This is a genomic window from Streptomyces sp. BV286 (assembly GCF_019090165.1).
GTDB lineage: Bacteria > Actinomycetota > Actinomycetes > Streptomycetales > Streptomycetaceae > Streptomyces.
The window spans coordinates 67,265-83,829 of record NZ_JAHRIB010000147.1 but is presented as its reverse complement, the minus strand read 5'-3'; the positions used below and the strand labels follow the sequence as shown (position 1 = coordinate 83,829).

Below are 16,565 nucleotides of genomic sequence, written 5' to 3'. Positions count from 1 at the left end.
CGTATGCGCACGAAGCTAGGGTGTGGGGCTGAGATGGCCAGCGAGACCTGTGGGGAAGCCCGTGCGTGAATACCTCCTGACGCTCTGCATCACGGCCGCGGTGACGTACCTGCTGACCGGGCCGGTGCGGAAGTTCGCGATCGTGGCCGGAGCGATGCCGGAGATCCGGGCACGTGACGTGCACCGGGAACCCACCCCGCGGCTCGGCGGCATCGCGATGTTCTTCGGGCTGTGCGCCGGCCTGCTGGTCGCCGACCACCTGACGAACCTCAGTGAGGTCTTCGAGAACTCCAACGAGCCGCGGGCCCTGCTCTCCGGCGCCGCCCTGATCTGGCTGATCGGCGTCCTGGACGACAAGTTCGAGATCGACGCCCTCATCAAGCTCGGCGGCCAGATGATCGCCGCGGGCGTCATGGTCATGCAGGGTCTGACGATCCTGTGGCTGCCGATCCCCGGCGTCGGCTCGGTCTCCCTGACCCAGTGGCAGGGCACGCTGCTGACCGTCGCGCTCGTCGTGATCACCATCAACGCCGTGAACTTCGCCGACGGCCTCGACGGCCTCGCGGCCGGCATGGTGTGCATCGCGTCCGCCGCGTTCTTCATGTACGGCTACCGCATCTGGTACGGCTACGGGCTGGAGTCAGCCGCCCCCGCCACCCTGTTCTCCGCGCTCCTGATGGGCATGTGCCTCGGCTTCCTGCCGCACAACATGCACCCCGCGCGGATCTTCATGGGCGACTCGGGCTCGATGCTCATCGGCCTGGTGCTGGCGGCCGGCGCCATCTCCATCACCGGGCAGGTCGACCCGGACGCGATGAACCTCTTCGCCGGGTCCGAGAAGGAGGCAGTGCACCAGACGGTGCCGGTCTACATCCCGCTGCTGCTGCCGCTGACGATCATCGCCGTCCCGGCGGCCGACCTGGTGCTCGCCATCGTGCGGCGCACCTGGCGCGGCCAGTCCCCGTTCGCGGCCGACCGCGGCCACCTGCACCACCGTCTCCTCGAGATCGGGCACTCGCACAGCCGGGCCGTCCTCATCATGTACTTCTGGTCGGCGCTGATCGCCTTCGGAGCCCTGGCCTACTCGGTGAACTCCGGGGCCATGTGGATCGTGCTCGGCATCATGGCGCTCAGCGCGGTGGGCCTGGTCCTGCTCCTGCTGCCGCGCTTCACGCCGCGTACCCCGCGCTGGGCCGAGCACTTCGTGCCGCCGCGCTACCGCCGGCGCAAGGCCGTCGACGTACCCGCGGAGCCCGCGACGCCGACCGCGTACGCGGCCGGCGCAGAGCCGCACGGCGAGGCCGAGGACGACGGTGTCCAGGGTGAGGAACACCGCACTCCGGTGGCCGTGGGTGTGTCAGGAGTCAACGGGGCGACCGCCGTCGGCCCTCGTTCACGCGTCCTGGAAGAGCGCAGGACCGGAACGTCGCGCTGACGCCGGGTAAGAATCTTGCAAGAGCCGTCCCCTGGGCGGCTCTTGGAAAATGCCCTAATACCAGACAAGTCGGCCGCCAGAGTGCACAGACGCGCGCGTTCACTCTCATGTGTGACCCCGGGCACACCAACCAGGTAAAGACCTCATCAAATAGTTTGTGATACGGTTCACGAGAACCCAGGACGGAGCCGAAGGACCGCAGTGCGACGGTTCATCGGCGTGAGGTTCTCTCTCTGTCCGGGACTACGCTCGTCCATGACGACACCTGCCCCCTTGAACAAGCGGAGTTGCCGCCATGCCCTCCAACGACGTCCGGATCCTCCTCCAGGCCGCTGTGCCCACAGCTGCCGTCGGCGCAGTCGCAGCCGTCGTCAGTGGTGTGGTCGCCGGTGGTGAGGGAGCGGTCGGGGCGCTCGTGGCGACGCTGGTCGTGATCCTGTTCATGGGCATCGGGCTGTACGTCCTGCAGCGCACCGCCAAATCGCTTCCGCACCTTTTCCAGGCGATGGGTCTGATGCTCTACACGGCACAGATTCTTCTGCTGTTCATCTTCGTCGCGGCCTTCAAGAACACGACGTTGTTCAACCCCAAGGCGTTCGCCGTCACGCTTGTCGCCACCACGCTCGCGTGGATCGGCGCCCAGGCGCGTGCCCACATGAAGGCCAAGATCCTGTACGTCGAACCCGACTCCTCGAAGGGCGACAAGCCCGAAAAGACGGGGCACTCGTCGTGAGGGGTAGGGCCGGGATAAGCGCACGTTGGGGATCCTGCTATCGTCCGGTGCCAACTGCGGCATCGCGGGCGCGGGCATCTGAGCTGACGCCTGCTCTAGCGCGAGGCTCGATGCCCTCTTGCCGCCCCCACATCCGTAACACCAGTCCAGTGCCGAACCGCGGCTGTTCGCCGCGCCGACACAACGAGGTTGCCGTACCCATGCGCCACGCTGAAGGAGCCCGCGGTGAGTGCTGACCCGACGCAGGTGCTCGCCTTCGAGACCGACTGCCACATCTTCGACGGCTGTGGATTCCCGGCTCCCGGCCTGCACTCGTTCCTGTTCGAGCCCCTGGTGGGCGATGCGGACAGCAGCGTGTATTTCAACAAGACGATGCTCCTGGCGCTGCTCGGCTCCGTCATCATCATCGGTTTCTTCTGGGCCGCCTTCCGTAAGCCGAAGGTCGTCCCGGGCAAGCTGCAGATGGTGGCCGAGGCGGGCTACGACTTCATCCGTCGCGGTGTCGTCTACGAGACCATCGGCAAGAAGGAAGGCGAGAAGTACGTCCCGCTGGTCGTCTCGCTGTTCTTCTTCATCTGGATGATGAACCTCTGGTCGATCATCCCGGTCGCGCAGTTCCCGGTCACGTCGATCATCGCGTACCCCGCGGTCCTCGCTCTGATCGTCTACGTTCTGTGGGTCTCGCTGACCTTCAAGCGGCACGGATTCGTCGGTGGTTTCAAGAACATCACCGGATACGACAAGTCGCTGGGCCCGGTCCTCCCGCTGGCCATGTTCATCGAACTCCTCTCGAACCTCCTCGTGCGGCCGTTCACGCACGCGGTGCGGCTCTTCGCGAACATGTTCGCGGGCCACACCCTGCTGCTGCTGTTCACGATCGCCAGCTGGTACCTGCTCAACGGCATCGGGATCGCCTACGCGGGCGTCTCGTTCGTCATGGTGATCGTGATGACGGCCTTCGAGCTGTTCATCCAGGCCCTGCAGGCGTACGTCTTCGTGCTCCTCACCTGCACCTTCATCCAGGGCGCGCTCGCCGAGCACCACTGAGCCACCCCTCCAGTAGAACCCCCTAAGCGTCCGGTGGCCAACCCCCGCCGGTCCGTACAGAGAAGGAAGAATCAGCATGGCTGCCACTGAGACCCTCGCCGCTGTCTCCGGCTCCCTCGGCTCCATCGGCTACGGCCTCGCCGCCATCGGCCCCGGCGTCGGCGTCGGCATCATCTTCGGTAACGGCACCCAGGCCCTTGCCCGTCAGCCCGAGGCCGCCGGCCTCATCCGCGCCAACCAGATCCTCGGCTTCGCCTTCTGTGAGGCGCTCGCCCTCATCGGTCTGGTCATGCCGTTCGTCTACGGCGTCTGACGTCGGATTCACGACAGACCGCCCACTAGACGAAAGGCACTGATATGAGCCAGCTGCTCACTGTCGCGGCCGAGGAGATGGAAAATCCCCTCATCCCGCCGATTCCCGAGCTGGTCATCGGCCTGATCGCCTTCGTCATCGTCTTCGGCTTCCTCGCCAAGAAGCTCCTCCCGAACATCAACAAGGTTCTGGAGCAGCGTCGCGAGGCCATCGAGGGCGGTATCGAGAAGGCCGAGGCCGCTCAGACCGAGGCCCAGAGCGTGCTCGAGCAGTACAAGGCTCAGCTCGCCGAGGCACGGCACGAGGCCGCGCGCCTGCGCCAGGAGGCGCAGGAGCAGGGCGCCACGCTCATCGCCGAGATGCGCGCGGAAGGCCAGCGGCAGCGTGAGGAAATCATCGCCGCCGGTCACACCCAGCTCGCGGCCGACCGCAAGGCCGCCGCGTCCGCGCTGCGCCAGGACGTCGGCCAGCTGGCCACCGAACTGGCCGGCAAGCTCGTCGGCGAGTCCCTCGAGGACCACGCCCGGCAGAGCCGCACCATCGACCGGTTCCTCGACGGTCTCGACGAGACCGCTTCGCAGGCCGAGGCCACGCGATGAACGGGGCGAGCCGCGAGGCCCTGGCTGCCGCACGTGAGCGTCTCGACGCGCTGACGGACAACACGTCCGTGGACGCGGCGCAGCTCGCATCCGAGCTGGCCGCCGTCACCGCGCTGCTCGACCGCGAGGTGTCACTGCGCCGGGTCCTCACCGACCCGTCGCAGGCCGGAGAGGCGAAGGCCGAACTGGCCGGACGCCTCCTCGCCGGCCAGGTCAGCGGTACGACCGCCGACCTGGTGGCCGGCCTGGTGCGGGCCCGCTGGTCGCGCTCGCGCGACCTGGTGGACTCCGTCGAGGAGCTGGCTGACACCGCCGACCTCACGGCGGCGCAGCGTGCGGGCAAGCTCGACGACGTGGAGGACGAGCTGTTCCGGTTCGGCCGGATCGTCTCTTCCAGCACCGGACTGCGGGCTGCCCTGACCGATCGCGGCGCCACGACCGCGGCCAAGAGCGAACTGCTGCGCAGTCTGCTCGGCGGCCGGGCCGACGCCGTCACCGAGCGGTTGGTCACGCGCCTTGTGACCGCGCCCCGGGGACGTAGCCTGGAAGCGGGACTCGAGTCCCTGTCCAAGCTCGCCGCCGAGCGTCGTGACCGCATGGTCGCCGTCGTCACCTCGGCGGTCGTGCTGAGCCCGTCGCAGAAGCAGCGCCTGGGCGCCGCCCTCGCGAAGCTCTACGGCCGTCAGATGCACCTCAACCTCGACGTGGACCCCGAGGTCCTCGGCGGAATCCGGGTGCAGGTCGGCGACGAGATCATCAACGGCTCGATCGCGGACCGGCTGGCGGACGCCAGCCGCCGCATGGCGGGCTAGCAGCAACTCAATACGCGTACACGGCAGTACCTAAGAAGTACTTACGGCCCTGGTTGGGCCGTGCAGAGGATTCCTGGGGGCTGACCCCAGACCCCCCAAGAAAACTTCGGGCCCAACAAGGAGAGCAGGGAACCCAGATGGCGGAGCTCACGATCCGGCCGGAGGAGATCCGGGATGCGCTGGAGAACTTTGTCCAGTCGTACAAGCCGGACGCGGCCTCGCGCGAGGAGGTCGGTACGGTCACCCTTGCCGGCGACGGCATCGCGAAGGTCGAGGGCCTGCCCTCGGCCATGGCCAACGAACTGCTGAAGTTCGAGGACGGCACCCTCGGTCTCGCACTGAACCTGGAAGAGCGCGAGATCGGTGCGGTCGTCCTCGGTGAGTTCAGCGGTATCGAGGAGGGCCAGCCGGTCACCCGTACCGGCGAGGTCCTGTCGGTCGCGGTGGGCGAGGGCTACCTCGGTCGCGTCGTCGACCCGCTCGGCACCCCGATCGACGGTCTCGGCGAGATCGAGACGTCCGGCCGCCGCGCCCTCGAGCTGCAGGCCCCGGGCGTCATGGCCCGTAAGTCGGTGCACGAGCCGATGGAGACCGGCTACAAGGCCGTCGACGCGATGACCCCGATCGGCCGTGGCCAGCGTCAGCTGGTCATCGGTGACCGTCAGACCGGCAAGACCGCTCTGGCCGTCGACACGATCATCAACCAGCGTGACAACTGGCGCACGGGCGACCCGAAGAAGCAGGTCCGCTGCGTCTACGTCGCCATCGGTCAGAAGGGCTCGACCATCGCCTCCGTGCGTGGCGCCCTCGAAGAGGCCGGCGCGCTGGAGTACACGACCATCGTCGCCGCCCCGGCGTCCGACCCGGCCGGCTTCAAGTACCTGGCGCCGTACACCGGTTCGGCCATCGGCCAGCAGTGGATGTACGAGGGCAAGCACGTCCTCATCATCTTCGACGACCTCTCGAAGCAGGCCGACGCCTACCGCGCCGTGTCCCTGCTGCTCCGCCGTCCGCCGGGGCGCGAGGCCTACCCGGGTGACGTCTTCTACCTGCACTCCCGTCTCCTCGAGCGCTGCGCGAAGCTCTCGGACGAGCTGGGCGCGGGCTCGATGACCGGTCTGCCGATCGTCGAGACGAAGGCCAACGACGTCTCGGCGTTCATCCCGACCAACGTCATCTCCATCACCGACGGCCAGTGCTTCCTGGAGTCGGACCTGTTCAACGCTGGTCAGCGCCCCGCGCTGAACGTCGGTATCTCCGTCTCCCGAGTCGGTGGTTCCGCGCAGCACAAGGCGATGAAGCAGGTTTCCGGCCGTCTGCGCGTGGACCTCGCCCAGTTCCGTGAGCTCGAGGCGTTCGCCGCCTTCGGTTCCGACCTGGACGCCGCGTCGAAGTCGCAGCTGGAGCGCGGTCAGCGGATGGTCGAGCTGCTCAAGCAGGCTCAGTACCAGCCGATGGCCACCGAGGACCAGGTCGTCTCCGTCTGGGCCGGCACCACCGGCAAGATGGACGACGTACCGGTCAACGACATCCGCCGCTTCGAGAAGGAGCTCCTCGAGTACCTGCACCGCAAGGAGCAGGGCCTCATGACCTCCATCAAGGAGGGCGGCAAGATGTCCGACGACACCCTGCAGGCCATCGCCGACGCGATCGCGGACTTCAAGAAGCAGTTCGAGACGTCGGACGGCAAGCTGCTCGGCGAGGACACCCCTGCCGCTGCGGGCAAGTGACGACGGAAGGGACCTGACTCATGGGAGCCCAGCTCCGGGTCTACAAGCGTCGCATCAAATCCGTCACCGCGACCAAGAAGATCACCAAGGCGATGGAGATGATCGCCGCCTCGCGCGTCGTCAAGGCGCAGCGCAAGGTGGCGGCCTCCACGCCGTACGCGACCGAGCTCACCCGCGCGGTCACGGCGGTCGGGACCGGTTCGAACACGCAGCACCCGCTGACCACGGAGGCTGAGACGGCGACCCGTTCCGCGGTGCTGCTGCTCACGAGCGACCGCGGACTGGCCGGCGCGTTCAACTCCAACGCCATCAAGGCGGCGGAGAGGCTGACCGCCCGTCTCGAGGCCGAGGGCAAGGAGGTCGACACGTACATCGTCGGCCGCCGTGGTCTGGCCCACTACAACTTCCGGGAGCGCAAGGTCTCGGAGTCGTGGGCGGGCTTCACCGACGAGCCCTCGTACGGGGACGCGAAGAACGTCGCGGTCCCGCTGATCGAGGCCATCGAGAAGGAGACGGCGGAGGGCGGCGTGGACGAGATCCACATCGTCTACACCGAGTTCGTCTCGATGATGACGCAGACGGCGATCGACAGCCGTCTGCTGCCGCTCAGCCTCGAAGAGGTGGCGGAGGAGACGTCCGGCAAGGACGAGATCCTTCCGCTGTACGACTTCGAGCCGTCGGCGGAGGACGTCCTCGACGCCCTCCTGCCGCGGTACGTCGAGAGCCGTATCTACAACGCGCTGCTCCAGTCGGCTGCCTCCAAGCACGCCGCCACCCGCCGCGCGATGAAGTCGGCGACCGACAACGCGGGAGACCTGATCACTTCACTCTCCCGATCTGCCAATGCGGCCCGACAGGCCGAAATCACCCAGGAAATCAGCGAGATCGTCGGTGGCACCGCAGCACTGGCCGACGCGACCGCGGGGAGTGACAGGTAATGACGACGACAGTTGAGACGGCCGTTGCCACGGGCCGCGTCGCCCGGGTCATCGGCCCGGTCGTCGACGTGGAATTCCCCGTCGACGCCATGCCGGAGATCTACAACGCCCTTCACGTCGAGGTGGCCGACCCGGCCAACGCCGGCGAGAAGAAGACGCTGACCCTTGAGGTCGCCCAGCACCTGGGTGACGGTCTGGTCCGCACCATCTCCATGCAGCCCACCGACGGTCTGGTCCGCCAGGCCGCGGTGACCGACACGGGCACGGGCATCTCCGTCCCGGTCGGTGACTTCACCAAGGGCAAGGTGTTCAACACCCTCGGTGAGGTGCTGAACTCCGACGAGGCCTACACGGGCGACCGGTGGACCATCCACCGCAAGGCCCCCTCGTTCGACCAGCTCGAGCCGAAGACCGAGATGTTCGAGACGGGTCTGAAGGTCGTCGACCTTCTCACCCCGTACGTCAAGGGCGGCAAGATCGGTCTGTTCGGTGGTGCCGGTGTCGGCAAGACCGTGCTGATCCAGGAAATGATCATGCGTGTCGCCAACCTCCACGAGGGCGTCTCCGTCTTCGCGGGCGTCGGTGAGCGCACCCGTGAGGGCAACGACCTCATCGCGGAGATGGAAGAGAGCGGTGTTCTCGACAAGACCGCTCTTGTCTTCGGTCAGATGGACGAGCCCCCGGGCACCCGTCTGCGTGTGGCGCTGGCCGGTCTGACCATGGCGGAGTACTTCCGCGATGTGCAGAAGCAGGACGTGCTGTTCTTCATCGACAACATCTTCCGCTTCACGCAGGCCGGTTCCGAGGTCTCCACCCTGCTCGGCCGTATGCCGTCCGCGGTGGGTTACCAGCCGACCCTGGCCGACGAGATGGGTCAGCTGCAGGAGCGCATCACCTCGACGCGTGGTCACTCGATCACGTCGATGCAGGCGATCTACGTCCCCGCGGACGACCTGACCGACCCGGCCCCGGCCACCACGTTCGCCCACCTCGACGCGACGACGGTTCTCTCCCGTCCGATCTCCGAGAAGGGCATCTACCCGGCCGTGGACCCGCTGGACTCCACGTCCCGCATCCTGGACCCGCGCTACATCGCGCAGGACCACTACGACGCCGCCATGCGCGTCAAGACGGTCCTGCAGAAGTACAAGGACCTCCAGGACATCATCGCGATCCTCGGTATCGACGAGCTCGGCGAGGAGGACAAGCTCGTCGTCCACCGTGCCCGTCGCGTGGAGCGCTTCCTGTCCCAGAACACCCACGCCGCCAAGCAGTTCACCGGCGTCGACGGGTCGGACGTCCCGCTGGAGGAGTCGATCGCGGCCTTCAACGCGATCATCGACGGCGAGTACGACCACTTCCCGGAGCAGGCGTTCTTCATGTGCGGTGGCATCGAGGACCTGAAGGCGAACGCCAAGGAACTCGGCGTCTCCTGAACCCCGTGTTCTGAGTGAGAGGGGCGGGGCCGTGCCTCGCGGGGCGGGTCCCGCCCTTCTCCACACGCCCATTAGACTTTGACCCAACACCCGGCAGCGAACGCCGGGTGGTGACCCGAGGAGCCCACCTTGGCTGCTGAGCTGCACGTCGAGCTCGTCGCCGCGGACCGCAGTGTCTGGTCCGGCGAGGCCACCCTGGTCGTCGCGCGTACCACGTCCGGCGACATCGGCGTCATGCCCGGTCACCAGCCGCTGCTCGGTGTGCTGGAGTCGGGCCCGGTGACCATCCGTACGAGTGATGGTGGAACGGTCGTCGCCGCGGTGCACGGCGGTTTCATCTCGTTCGCGGACAACAAGCTGTCCCTGCTGGCCGAGATCGCCGAGCTGTCGGACGAGATCGACGTCCAGCGTGCGGAGCGGGCGCTCGAGCGCGCGAAGTCGGACGCGGACGCGTCCGCCGAGCGTCGCGCGGACGTCCGACTGCGGGCGGTGTCGGCGCACTGAAACCGGCGCGCCACAGGAAGTGACTCAGCCGCGGCCAGGACCGGAGCTTTTCCGGACCGGGTCGCGGCTGAGGCGATGCAGGTGCTTTTTTCCTTTCCGTTACCTAGGAGACGAGGAGGTCGGTGTCGATGGTCCTCGCTCTGACTGTGGCCGGGTCGGTAGTAGCGCTGGTGGCGATCGGACTCTTCGTCTTCGGCCTGCGTCGCAGAGTGATCCAGCGTTCGGGCGGCACCTTCGACTGCAGCCTCCGCTGGAACGTCCCGGAGAAGGGCGACACCAGCGGCAAGGGCTGGGGTTACGGCATCGCCCGCTACAACGGTGACCGGATCGAGTGGTTCCGCGTCTTCTCGTACGCGTGGAGGCCGCGCCGCACCCTTGAACGCTCGGCGATCGAGGTGGCCGGCCGCCGGGCCCCCGACGGTGAGGAGGAGCTGGCGCTGCTCTCCGACGCGATCATTCTTACGTGCGTACATCGGGGTACGCGGCTCGAACTTGCCATGAGTGAGGATGCGCTCACCGGGTTCTTGGCCTGGCTGGAAGCCGCGCCGCCCGGGCAGCGAGTGAATGTGGCGTAACCATTCACTCACTGCCCGGGCGGTTGTGCGTGATCTGCCTGCGGGTCCTTCGTGGCTGGGCGCGCAGTTCCCCGCGCCCATCGAGGGCCCGGGGCCGGCTAGTTCAGGCCGTTGTTGACTGCCGTCACCAGCTCACCGTTGCTGGTGTCGCCGCTGAACTCCCAGAAGAACGCGCCGCCCAGGCCCTGGTTCTTGGCCCAGGTCATCTTCGTGCCGATGGTGGCCGGGGTGTCGTAGCTCCACCAGTTGCTGCCGCAGTGCGCGTAGGCCGTGCCGGCGATGGTGCCGGTGGCCGGGCAGGAGTTCTTGAGGATCTTGTAGTCCTCGATGCCCGCCTCGTACGTGCCGGGTGCCGCGCCGGTCGCCGTGCCGCCGGGAGCGGACTGGGTGACCCCGGTCCAGCCGCGGCCGTAGAACCCGATGCCGAGCAGCAGCTTCTTCGCCGGTACGCCCTTGGCCTTGAGCTTGGCGATCGCGTCGGCCGAGTTGAAGCCGGCCGCCGGGATGCCCGCGTACGAGGTCAGCGGGGAGTGCGGGGCGGTCGGGCCGGCGGGGGTGAAGGCGCCGAAGTAGTCGTACGTCATCACGTTGTACCAGTCGAGGTACTGCGAGGCGCCGCCGTAGTCGGCCGCGTCGATCTTGCCGCCGGACGAGCCGTCCGCCGTGATGGCCGCCGTGACCAGGTAGTTCGGGCCGAACTCGGTGCGCAGCGCCTGGCTGAGCGTCTTGAACGAGCTGAAGCCGGAGGTGTCGCAGCTCAGGCCGCAGGCGTTCGGGTACTCCCAGTCGATGTCGATGCCGTCGAAGACGTCGGCCCAGCGCGGGTCCTCGACGACCGCCTTGCAGGACTTGGCGAAGGCTGCCGGGTTGGCGGCGGCCTCACCGAAGCCGCCCGAGTAGGTCCAGCCGCCGAACGAGTACAGCACCTTGATGTGCGGGTACTTGGCCTTCAGCTGGCGGAGCTGGTTGAAGTTGCCGCGCAGCGGCTGGTCCCAGGTGTCGGCGGTGCCGCTGACGGACTGGTCGGCGGTGTACGCCTTGTCGGTGGCCGCGTACGCGTCGTCGAGGAGGCACTTGCCGCCCTTGACGTTGCCGAACGCGTAGTTGATGTGGGTGATCTTCGACGCGGAGCCGGAGGTGACCAGGTTCTTCACGTGGTAGTTGCGCCCGTAGACGCCCCACTCGGTGAAGTAGCCGAGCTTGACCTTGTCGCCGGTGGGCGGCGGGTCGGTGGTCCCGCCGGTGGTGCGCACGGCGGTCGAGCCGCTCACCGGTCCTGTCTGGTCGGCGGTGTCACGGGCCTGGACGGTGTACGAGTAGTCGCTGCCCGCGGTCAGGCCGGTGTCGGTGTACGAGGTTCCGGTCACCGTGGCGACCTTGGCGCCGTCGCGCAGGACGTCGTAGTTCTTGACGCCCTTGTCGTCGGTGGCCGCGCTCCAGGCGAGCTTCACCGAGGTGTCGGTGATGCCGGAGGCGGTCGGCTTGCCCGGCGCCGAGGGCGGGTTGTCGCCCGGGACCGTGGGGCCGCCGTCACAACTGCCGCCGTTGAGCTTGCAGTTGGCGGGGGAGCCGGCGCCCGAGCCGTTGAAGCCGAAGGAGAGGGAGGCGCCCGGTGCGAGGGTGCCGTTCCAGGACTTGTTCTTGGCGGTCCAGTGGGTGCCGGAGTTGGTGACGTCGGCGTCCCAGGCGGAGGTGACCGAGGTGCCCGAGGGGAAGTCCCACTCGACGGTCCAGGAGCTGATGGCCGTGGTGCCCGTGTTCTTGACGGTCCACTTGCCCTCGAAGCCGGACCCCCAGTCCTGGGTCTTGGCGTAGGTGGCGGTCGCCGACGTGGCGGCGGAGGCGGGGCTCGCGAGCCCGACCAGGGCGGCGAACGGCAGCAGCAGGGTGGTGAGCCCTGCCACGGCTCTGTGTCCAAGTCTGTGTCCGAGGCGCATCCGCGTCTCCTTGGGGGAGTTTGATGAGGTGCGCAGGACAATAGAAAGGTCTGGACCATAGGTCAATAGGTCCAGACCATTGAGGCGTAGTGGGGCGGCTACTTGTTACACGCCCAACTCCTGCGCCAATACGGCTGCTTGGACCCGGCTGCGGAGCTCCAGCTTGCCCAGCAGGCGGCTGACGTGGGTCTTCACCGTGGCCTCCGCCATGTCCAGGCGTACTCCGATCTCCGCGTTGGACAGGCCCTCGCCGAGGCAGGAGAGGACCTCCCGCTCCCGCCGGGTCAGCGCGTCGAGGACGGCCGGGTCGACCGACGGCTCGCGCACCGGCTTCGCGGCGAACTCCGCGATCAGCCGCCGGGTGACCGCGGGCGCGATCAGGCCCTCGCCGCGCGCCACCGTGCGGACCGCGTCGAGGAGTTGACGGGCCTCGGTGTTCTTCAGGAGGAAACCGGAGGCACCCGCGCGCAGCGCTCCGAACACGTACTCGTCCAGGTCGAAGGTCGTCAGTACGAGGACGTCGGCGAGGTTCTCGTCGACGACCTGACGGGTGGCCGAGACGCCGTCGAGCCGGGGCATCTGGACGTCCATCAGGACCAGGTCCGGCCGCAGCTCCCTGGCCAGGGACACCGCCTGCTCGCCGTCCGCGGCCTCGCCGACCACCTCGATGTCGGGGGCGCTGCGCAGGATGAGGACGAGGCCCGCGCGTACGGCGGACTGGTCCTCGGCGACGAGCACACGGATCATTCGGTCTCTCCTTCGGTGATCGGCAAGGTGGCGCGGACCGTCCAGATCTTGCCGCCCTCCAGGCCGTCGGGGTCTTCGGGTTCTTCGGGTCCGGCCTCGAACGTGCCGTGCAGCAGGGCGACCCGCTCGCTCATCCCGACCAGGCCCGCGCCGGAGCCCGGAGCGCGCGGGCCGCTGTCCCGGCCGCCGCCGAACGGGCTGGTCACGCGCACGTCCAGGGCGTGCTCGCGCTGGGTGAGGGCGACGGTGACCCGGCCGGGGGAGGCGTGCTTGAGTGCGTTGGTCAGGGATTCCTGCACTATGCGGTAGGCGGCCATCTCGACCGGGGCCGGCAGTGAAGTGCGCGTGCAGTCGAGGTGCACGTCGAGGCCGTTGGCGCGGGCATGGTCCACGAGCGCGCCGAGCCCGTCGAGAGTGGGCGCGGCGACCGGCTCCGTGTCGCCGCTGCTGTCGCGCAGGATGCCGATGAGGCGGCGCATCTCCGCGAGCCCCGCGACGCTGTTCTCGCGGATGACACCGAGGGCCTCCTTCGACGTGTCCGCGTCGTCGAGCGAGAGCGCGGCCGTCGAGTGGATGGCGATCGCGGACAGGTGGTTGGCGACCATGTCGTGCAACTCCCGGGCCATGCGCGCCCGTTCCGCCGTGACGGCCTGGCTGCGGTCCATCTCGGCCAGCAGGGCGGTCTGTTCGGCGCGCAGCCGGGCCGCGTCGGCGGCGTTGCGGTGGCTCCGGACGATCCAGCCGGTGGCGGCGGGCGCGAGGGCCACGACGCCGACGCCCACGCCGATCAACAGGGCCTCCGGCTCACGCCAGACCGCCACGGGCGCGATCGTCCCGGCCACCGTGAGCAGCCCGGTGATCCACGGGATGCGCCGGGCCGAGGCGGGCGGTCCGTACAGCACCGCCGCGTACACGAGGTCGGTGAACATCACGAGGGTGGCCAGGCTGCCCCGTGTGAACAGGTCCGCGATCACCGCGACCGTGCCGACGAGCAGGGCCGTGCGCGGCCCGGTCCGGCGCAGCAGCTCGCAGCCCGCCATCACCACCAGGGGCACCAGCAGCGCCCGGCTGTCGGGCCACAGGACGATGGGCTCGCCGGCCGGCCGGGTGCCCAGCCCGACCGCGTACAGGAAGAGCCCGCCGAACAGCCCCGCGGCCGCGATCCGCACGTCGTCGCGGTGGGGGCGGGGGAGTCGTACGGCCATGACTCCATCCAACACGCAGTGCGCGCCCGGCGCCCGGTCCCGGGGGACGGTCCTCGGCTACATCGAAGGATGCAGTGCCGTTTCGTCACTGGCGACGACGAGTACGGCCCGGATCGCCGGGAGCCTGGAAGGGTGACCGAGAGGAGCGAGTCGTGATCGTCACGCTGATCATCGTCTGTGAAGTCGGCTTCTGGGTGCTGCTGGCCGCGGGTCTGGCCTTCCGCTACCTGCTGAAGATGCCCCGCACGGGCATGGCCCTGCTGCTGTGCGAGCCCCTGCTGGAGGTCGTCCTGCTGGTGGTCACCGCACTGGACCTGAAGGACGGCGCCGAGCCGAGCTGGAAGCACGGACTGGCCGCGCTCTACATCGGCTACACCGTCGGGCACGGCCACCGGACGGTGAAATGGCTCGACGGCCACGCGGCCCACCGTCTCGCCGGTGCCGAGCGGCCGGCCCGCCCGCCGAGGTACGGCATGGCCCGGGCCCGGCACGAGGGCAAGGTGTGGCTCGGCACGGTGACGGCCGCGGCCGTCGCGACCGCCCTGCTGCAGCTCGCCATCTGGTACGTCGACGACCCCGGCAGCACCGGATCGCTGGAGAGCTGGCGGTACGTGGCGTGGCGGGCCGCGGGCATCCACGGCCTGATCGCCCTGACGTACGCGATCTGGCCGAAGAAGGCACCCGCGGGCCCGGCACAGGAACAGCCGGCCCGGACGCTGACCAAGCGCTAGCGCTCGCCGCCCGGGACCCACAGCACGTCCCCGACCTCCTTGTTCGCCGTCCTGGCCAGGATGAACAGGAGGTCGGACAGGCGGTTGAGGTAGGTCGCCGTCAGCGCGTTCATCACCTCGCCGTGGGCCTCCAGGGCCGCCCAGGTCGACCGCTCGGCCCGGCGGACCACCGTGCACGCCTGGTGGAGGAGGGCCGCGCCGGGCGTACCGCCGGGGAGGATGAAGGAGCGGAGCTTCTCCAGCTGCCCGTTGAAGTGGTCGCAGTCCGCCTCCAGCTTGTCGACGTAGAACTGCTCGACGCGCAGCGGCGGGAACTCGGGCTTCTCGACGACCGGGGTGGACAGGTCGGCGCCCACGTCGAACAGGTCGTTCTGGACGCGGGTGAGGACCTTCACGACCTCCTCGTCGAGGCCGCCGAGAGCGATCGCCGTACCGATGACCGCGTTCGCCTCGTTGGTGTCCGCGTACGCCGAGATCCGCAGATCCGTCTTCGCGGTCCGGCTCATGTCGCCGAGGGCCGTGGTGCCCCGGTCGCCGGTCCTGGTGTAGATGCGCGTCAGATTGACCATGCGGCCAGCGTAGTTACGCCCCGGTCCTCCGGAGAGCAGGTGTGCCCACCGTCACGGCGAGGCAGCCGCCGACGTGTACGGGGGACCGGGCGCCGCTCCTCCGTACGAGGTGTCCCGGGGGTGTCGGTCCTCCTTGCGGACATGGGGGACCTTTTGCGTGAGAAGGTCCTCAACTACGCCGTACGGGCGGCGCCATGAGCCTCTCGGTGTGATGTCCGTCAGATGAGACGTGACGCGCGTTACTTACCGGTCACACAGCCCCTCACGGACGCTAGGGTCCGCCGAAGAGGCAATTTGAACAGCGTGTTAAGGGGAGTCGGACTGTGGCACGGAAGCTCGCCGTCATCGGAGCCGGACTCATGGGTTCCGGTATCGCCCAGGTCTCGGCGCAGGCCGGCTGGGACGTCGTCCTGAGGGATGTCACCGACGAGGCGCTGACCCGTGGCACCGACGGCATCAAGGCCTCGTTCGACAGGTTCGTGAGCAAGGGCAAGCTGGACGCCGACGCGGCCGGGGCGGCGCTGGGGCGCATCACCACGACCACCGATCTGGACGCGGCCGCCGACGCCGACATCGTCGTCGAGGCCGTCTTCGAGAAGCTGGAAGTCAAGCACGAGATCTTCCGTACGCTCGACGGGCTGGTGAAGGACGAGACCGTACTGGCCTCCAACACCTCCGCCATCCCGATCACCAAGATCGCGGCGGCCACCGGGCGCCCGGAGCGGGTCGTCGGCGTCCACTTCTTCTCGCCGGTCCCGATGATGCAGCTGTGCGAGCTCGTCCGCGGCTACAAGACGAGCGACGAAACGCTCGCCACCGCCCGGGAGTTCGCCGAGTCGGTCGGCAAGACCTGCATCGTCGTCAACCGTGACGTGGCGGGCTTCGTGACCACCCGGCTCATCTCGGCCCTCGTCGTCGAGGCGGCCAAGCTGTACGAGTCGGGCGTGGCCACCGCCGAGGACATCGACCTCGCCTGCAAGCTGGGCTTCGGTCACGCCATGGGGCCCCTGGCCACCGCCGACCTCACGGGCGTCGACATCCTGCTGCACGCGACGAGCAACATCTACACCGAGTCCCAGGACGAGAAGTTCGCACCGCCGGAACTGATGCGCCGGATGGTTGATGCCGGTGACATCGGACGCAAGAGCGGGCAGGGCTTCTACACGTACTGATGCACGTACTGACTCTGTGGTGATCTTCGACCGGTCACGCCGCCACTCGTAGGAGTGAATTCGGTATCGGTTCGCTCACAGA

The 16,565-nt window shown here is 68.3% G+C and carries 17 protein-coding genes; 13 read left to right on the top strand and 4 right to left on the bottom strand.

What is annotated here, in order from left to right; genetic code table 11:
• The first annotated feature begins 61 nt into the window (after nucleotides 1-61).
• From KUF83_RS23745 to KUF83_RS23695, 11 genes are all read left to right on the top strand, one after another.
• On the top strand, nucleotides 62-1,435 hold the full coding sequence (locus KUF83_RS23745; protein WP_217456827.1) for an MraY family glycosyltransferase: 1,374 nt from the start codon (nucleotides 62-64) through the stop codon (nucleotides 1,433-1,435).
• A gap of 295 nt (nucleotides 1,436-1,730) precedes the next feature.
• On the top strand, nucleotides 1,731-2,168 hold the full coding sequence (locus KUF83_RS23740; protein WP_217456826.1) for a hypothetical protein: 438 nt from the start codon (nucleotides 1,731-1,733) through the stop codon (nucleotides 2,166-2,168).
• Nucleotides 2,169-2,393: 225 nt separating this feature from the next.
• Nucleotides 2,394-3,215 (top strand): F0F1 ATP synthase subunit A, encoded by an 822-nt coding sequence (gene atpB / locus KUF83_RS23735; RefSeq protein WP_269252308.1) that lies wholly within the window; start codon nucleotides 2,394-2,396, stop codon nucleotides 3,213-3,215.
• A gap of 76 nt (nucleotides 3,216-3,291) precedes the next feature.
• The gene (locus KUF83_RS23730; protein ID WP_067273352.1) at nucleotides 3,292-3,528 is read left to right on the top strand and encodes a F0F1 ATP synthase subunit C; all 237 of its coding nucleotides are present in this window, start codon (nucleotides 3,292-3,294) and stop codon (nucleotides 3,526-3,528) included.
• A 44-nt stretch (nucleotides 3,529-3,572) separates the two neighbouring features.
• The gene (locus tag KUF83_RS23725) at nucleotides 3,573-4,127 is read left to right on the top strand and encodes a F0F1 ATP synthase subunit B (protein WP_217456825.1); all 555 of its coding nucleotides are present in this window, start codon (nucleotides 3,573-3,575) and stop codon (nucleotides 4,125-4,127) included.
• Nucleotides 4,124-4,939, top strand: a complete 816-nt coding sequence (locus KUF83_RS23720; RefSeq protein WP_217456824.1) for a F0F1 ATP synthase subunit delta — start codon at nucleotides 4,124-4,126, stop codon at nucleotides 4,937-4,939. Before KUF83_RS23725 ends, KUF83_RS23720 begins: the two co-directional genes overlap by 4 nt.
• Nucleotides 4,940-5,076: 137 nt before the next feature.
• Nucleotides 5,077-6,669, top strand: coding sequence for a F0F1 ATP synthase subunit alpha (gene atpA, locus KUF83_RS23715; protein ID WP_217456823.1), 1,593 nt, complete (start codon nucleotides 5,077-5,079; stop codon nucleotides 6,667-6,669).
• A gap of 20 nt (nucleotides 6,670-6,689) precedes the next feature.
• Nucleotides 6,690-7,607, top strand: coding sequence for a F0F1 ATP synthase subunit gamma (locus KUF83_RS23710; protein ID WP_217456822.1), 918 nt, complete (start codon nucleotides 6,690-6,692; stop codon nucleotides 7,605-7,607).
• Nucleotides 7,607-9,043 (top strand): F0F1 ATP synthase subunit beta, encoded by a 1,437-nt coding sequence (atpD, locus tag KUF83_RS23705; RefSeq protein ID WP_217456821.1) that lies wholly within the window; start codon nucleotides 7,607-7,609, stop codon nucleotides 9,041-9,043. Before KUF83_RS23710 ends, atpD begins: the two co-directional genes overlap by 1 nt.
• A gap of 129 nt (nucleotides 9,044-9,172) precedes the next feature.
• The gene (locus KUF83_RS23700) at nucleotides 9,173-9,547 is read left to right on the top strand and encodes a F0F1 ATP synthase subunit epsilon (RefSeq protein WP_217456820.1); all 375 of its coding nucleotides are present in this window, start codon (nucleotides 9,173-9,175) and stop codon (nucleotides 9,545-9,547) included.
• A gap of 128 nt (nucleotides 9,548-9,675) precedes the next feature.
• Nucleotides 9,676-10,122, top strand: a complete 447-nt coding sequence (locus KUF83_RS23695) for a DUF2550 domain-containing protein (protein WP_217456819.1) — start codon at nucleotides 9,676-9,678, stop codon at nucleotides 10,120-10,122.
• A 98-nt stretch (nucleotides 10,123-10,220) separates the two neighbouring features.
• Here the strand turns inward: KUF83_RS23695 and KUF83_RS23690 are convergent, their stop codons facing one another.
• From KUF83_RS23690 to KUF83_RS23680, 3 genes are all read right to left on the bottom strand, one after another.
• Nucleotides 10,221-12,059, bottom strand: coding sequence for a glycoside hydrolase family 18 chitinase (locus KUF83_RS23690; RefSeq protein ID WP_217456818.1), 1,839 nt, complete (start codon nucleotides 12,057-12,059; stop codon nucleotides 10,221-10,223).
• A 105-nt stretch (nucleotides 12,060-12,164) separates the two neighbouring features.
• On the bottom strand, nucleotides 12,165-12,806 hold the full coding sequence (locus tag KUF83_RS23685; protein WP_217456817.1) for a response regulator transcription factor: 642 nt from the start codon (nucleotides 12,804-12,806) through the stop codon (nucleotides 12,165-12,167).
• Complete coding sequence (locus KUF83_RS23680; RefSeq protein ID WP_217456816.1) at nucleotides 12,803-14,011, bottom strand: sensor histidine kinase; 1,209 nt, start codon at nucleotides 14,009-14,011, stop codon at nucleotides 12,803-12,805. Before KUF83_RS23680 ends, KUF83_RS23685 begins: the two co-directional genes overlap by 4 nt.
• A 152-nt stretch (nucleotides 14,012-14,163) precedes the next feature.
• Between KUF83_RS23680 and KUF83_RS23675 the strand changes: the two genes are divergently transcribed.
• The gene (locus KUF83_RS23675) at nucleotides 14,164-14,742 is read left to right on the top strand and encodes a hypothetical protein (protein WP_217456815.1); all 579 of its coding nucleotides are present in this window, start codon (nucleotides 14,164-14,166) and stop codon (nucleotides 14,740-14,742) included.
• Here KUF83_RS23675 and KUF83_RS23670 read toward each other — a convergent pair.
• Nucleotides 14,739-15,311, bottom strand: coding sequence for a cob(I)yrinic acid a,c-diamide adenosyltransferase (locus KUF83_RS23670; protein ID WP_217456814.1), 573 nt, complete (start codon nucleotides 15,309-15,311; stop codon nucleotides 14,739-14,741). The two genes, KUF83_RS23675 and KUF83_RS23670, sit on opposite strands and share 4 nt — an antisense overlap.
• A gap of 323 nt (nucleotides 15,312-15,634) precedes the next feature.
• Here KUF83_RS23670 and KUF83_RS23665 point away from each other — a divergent pair, with 323 nt between their 5' ends.
• Entirely contained in the window at nucleotides 15,635-16,483 is an 849-nt protein-coding gene (locus KUF83_RS23665) for a 3-hydroxyacyl-CoA dehydrogenase family protein (protein WP_217456813.1), read from the top strand.
• Nucleotides 16,484-16,565: the final 82 nt, after the last annotated feature.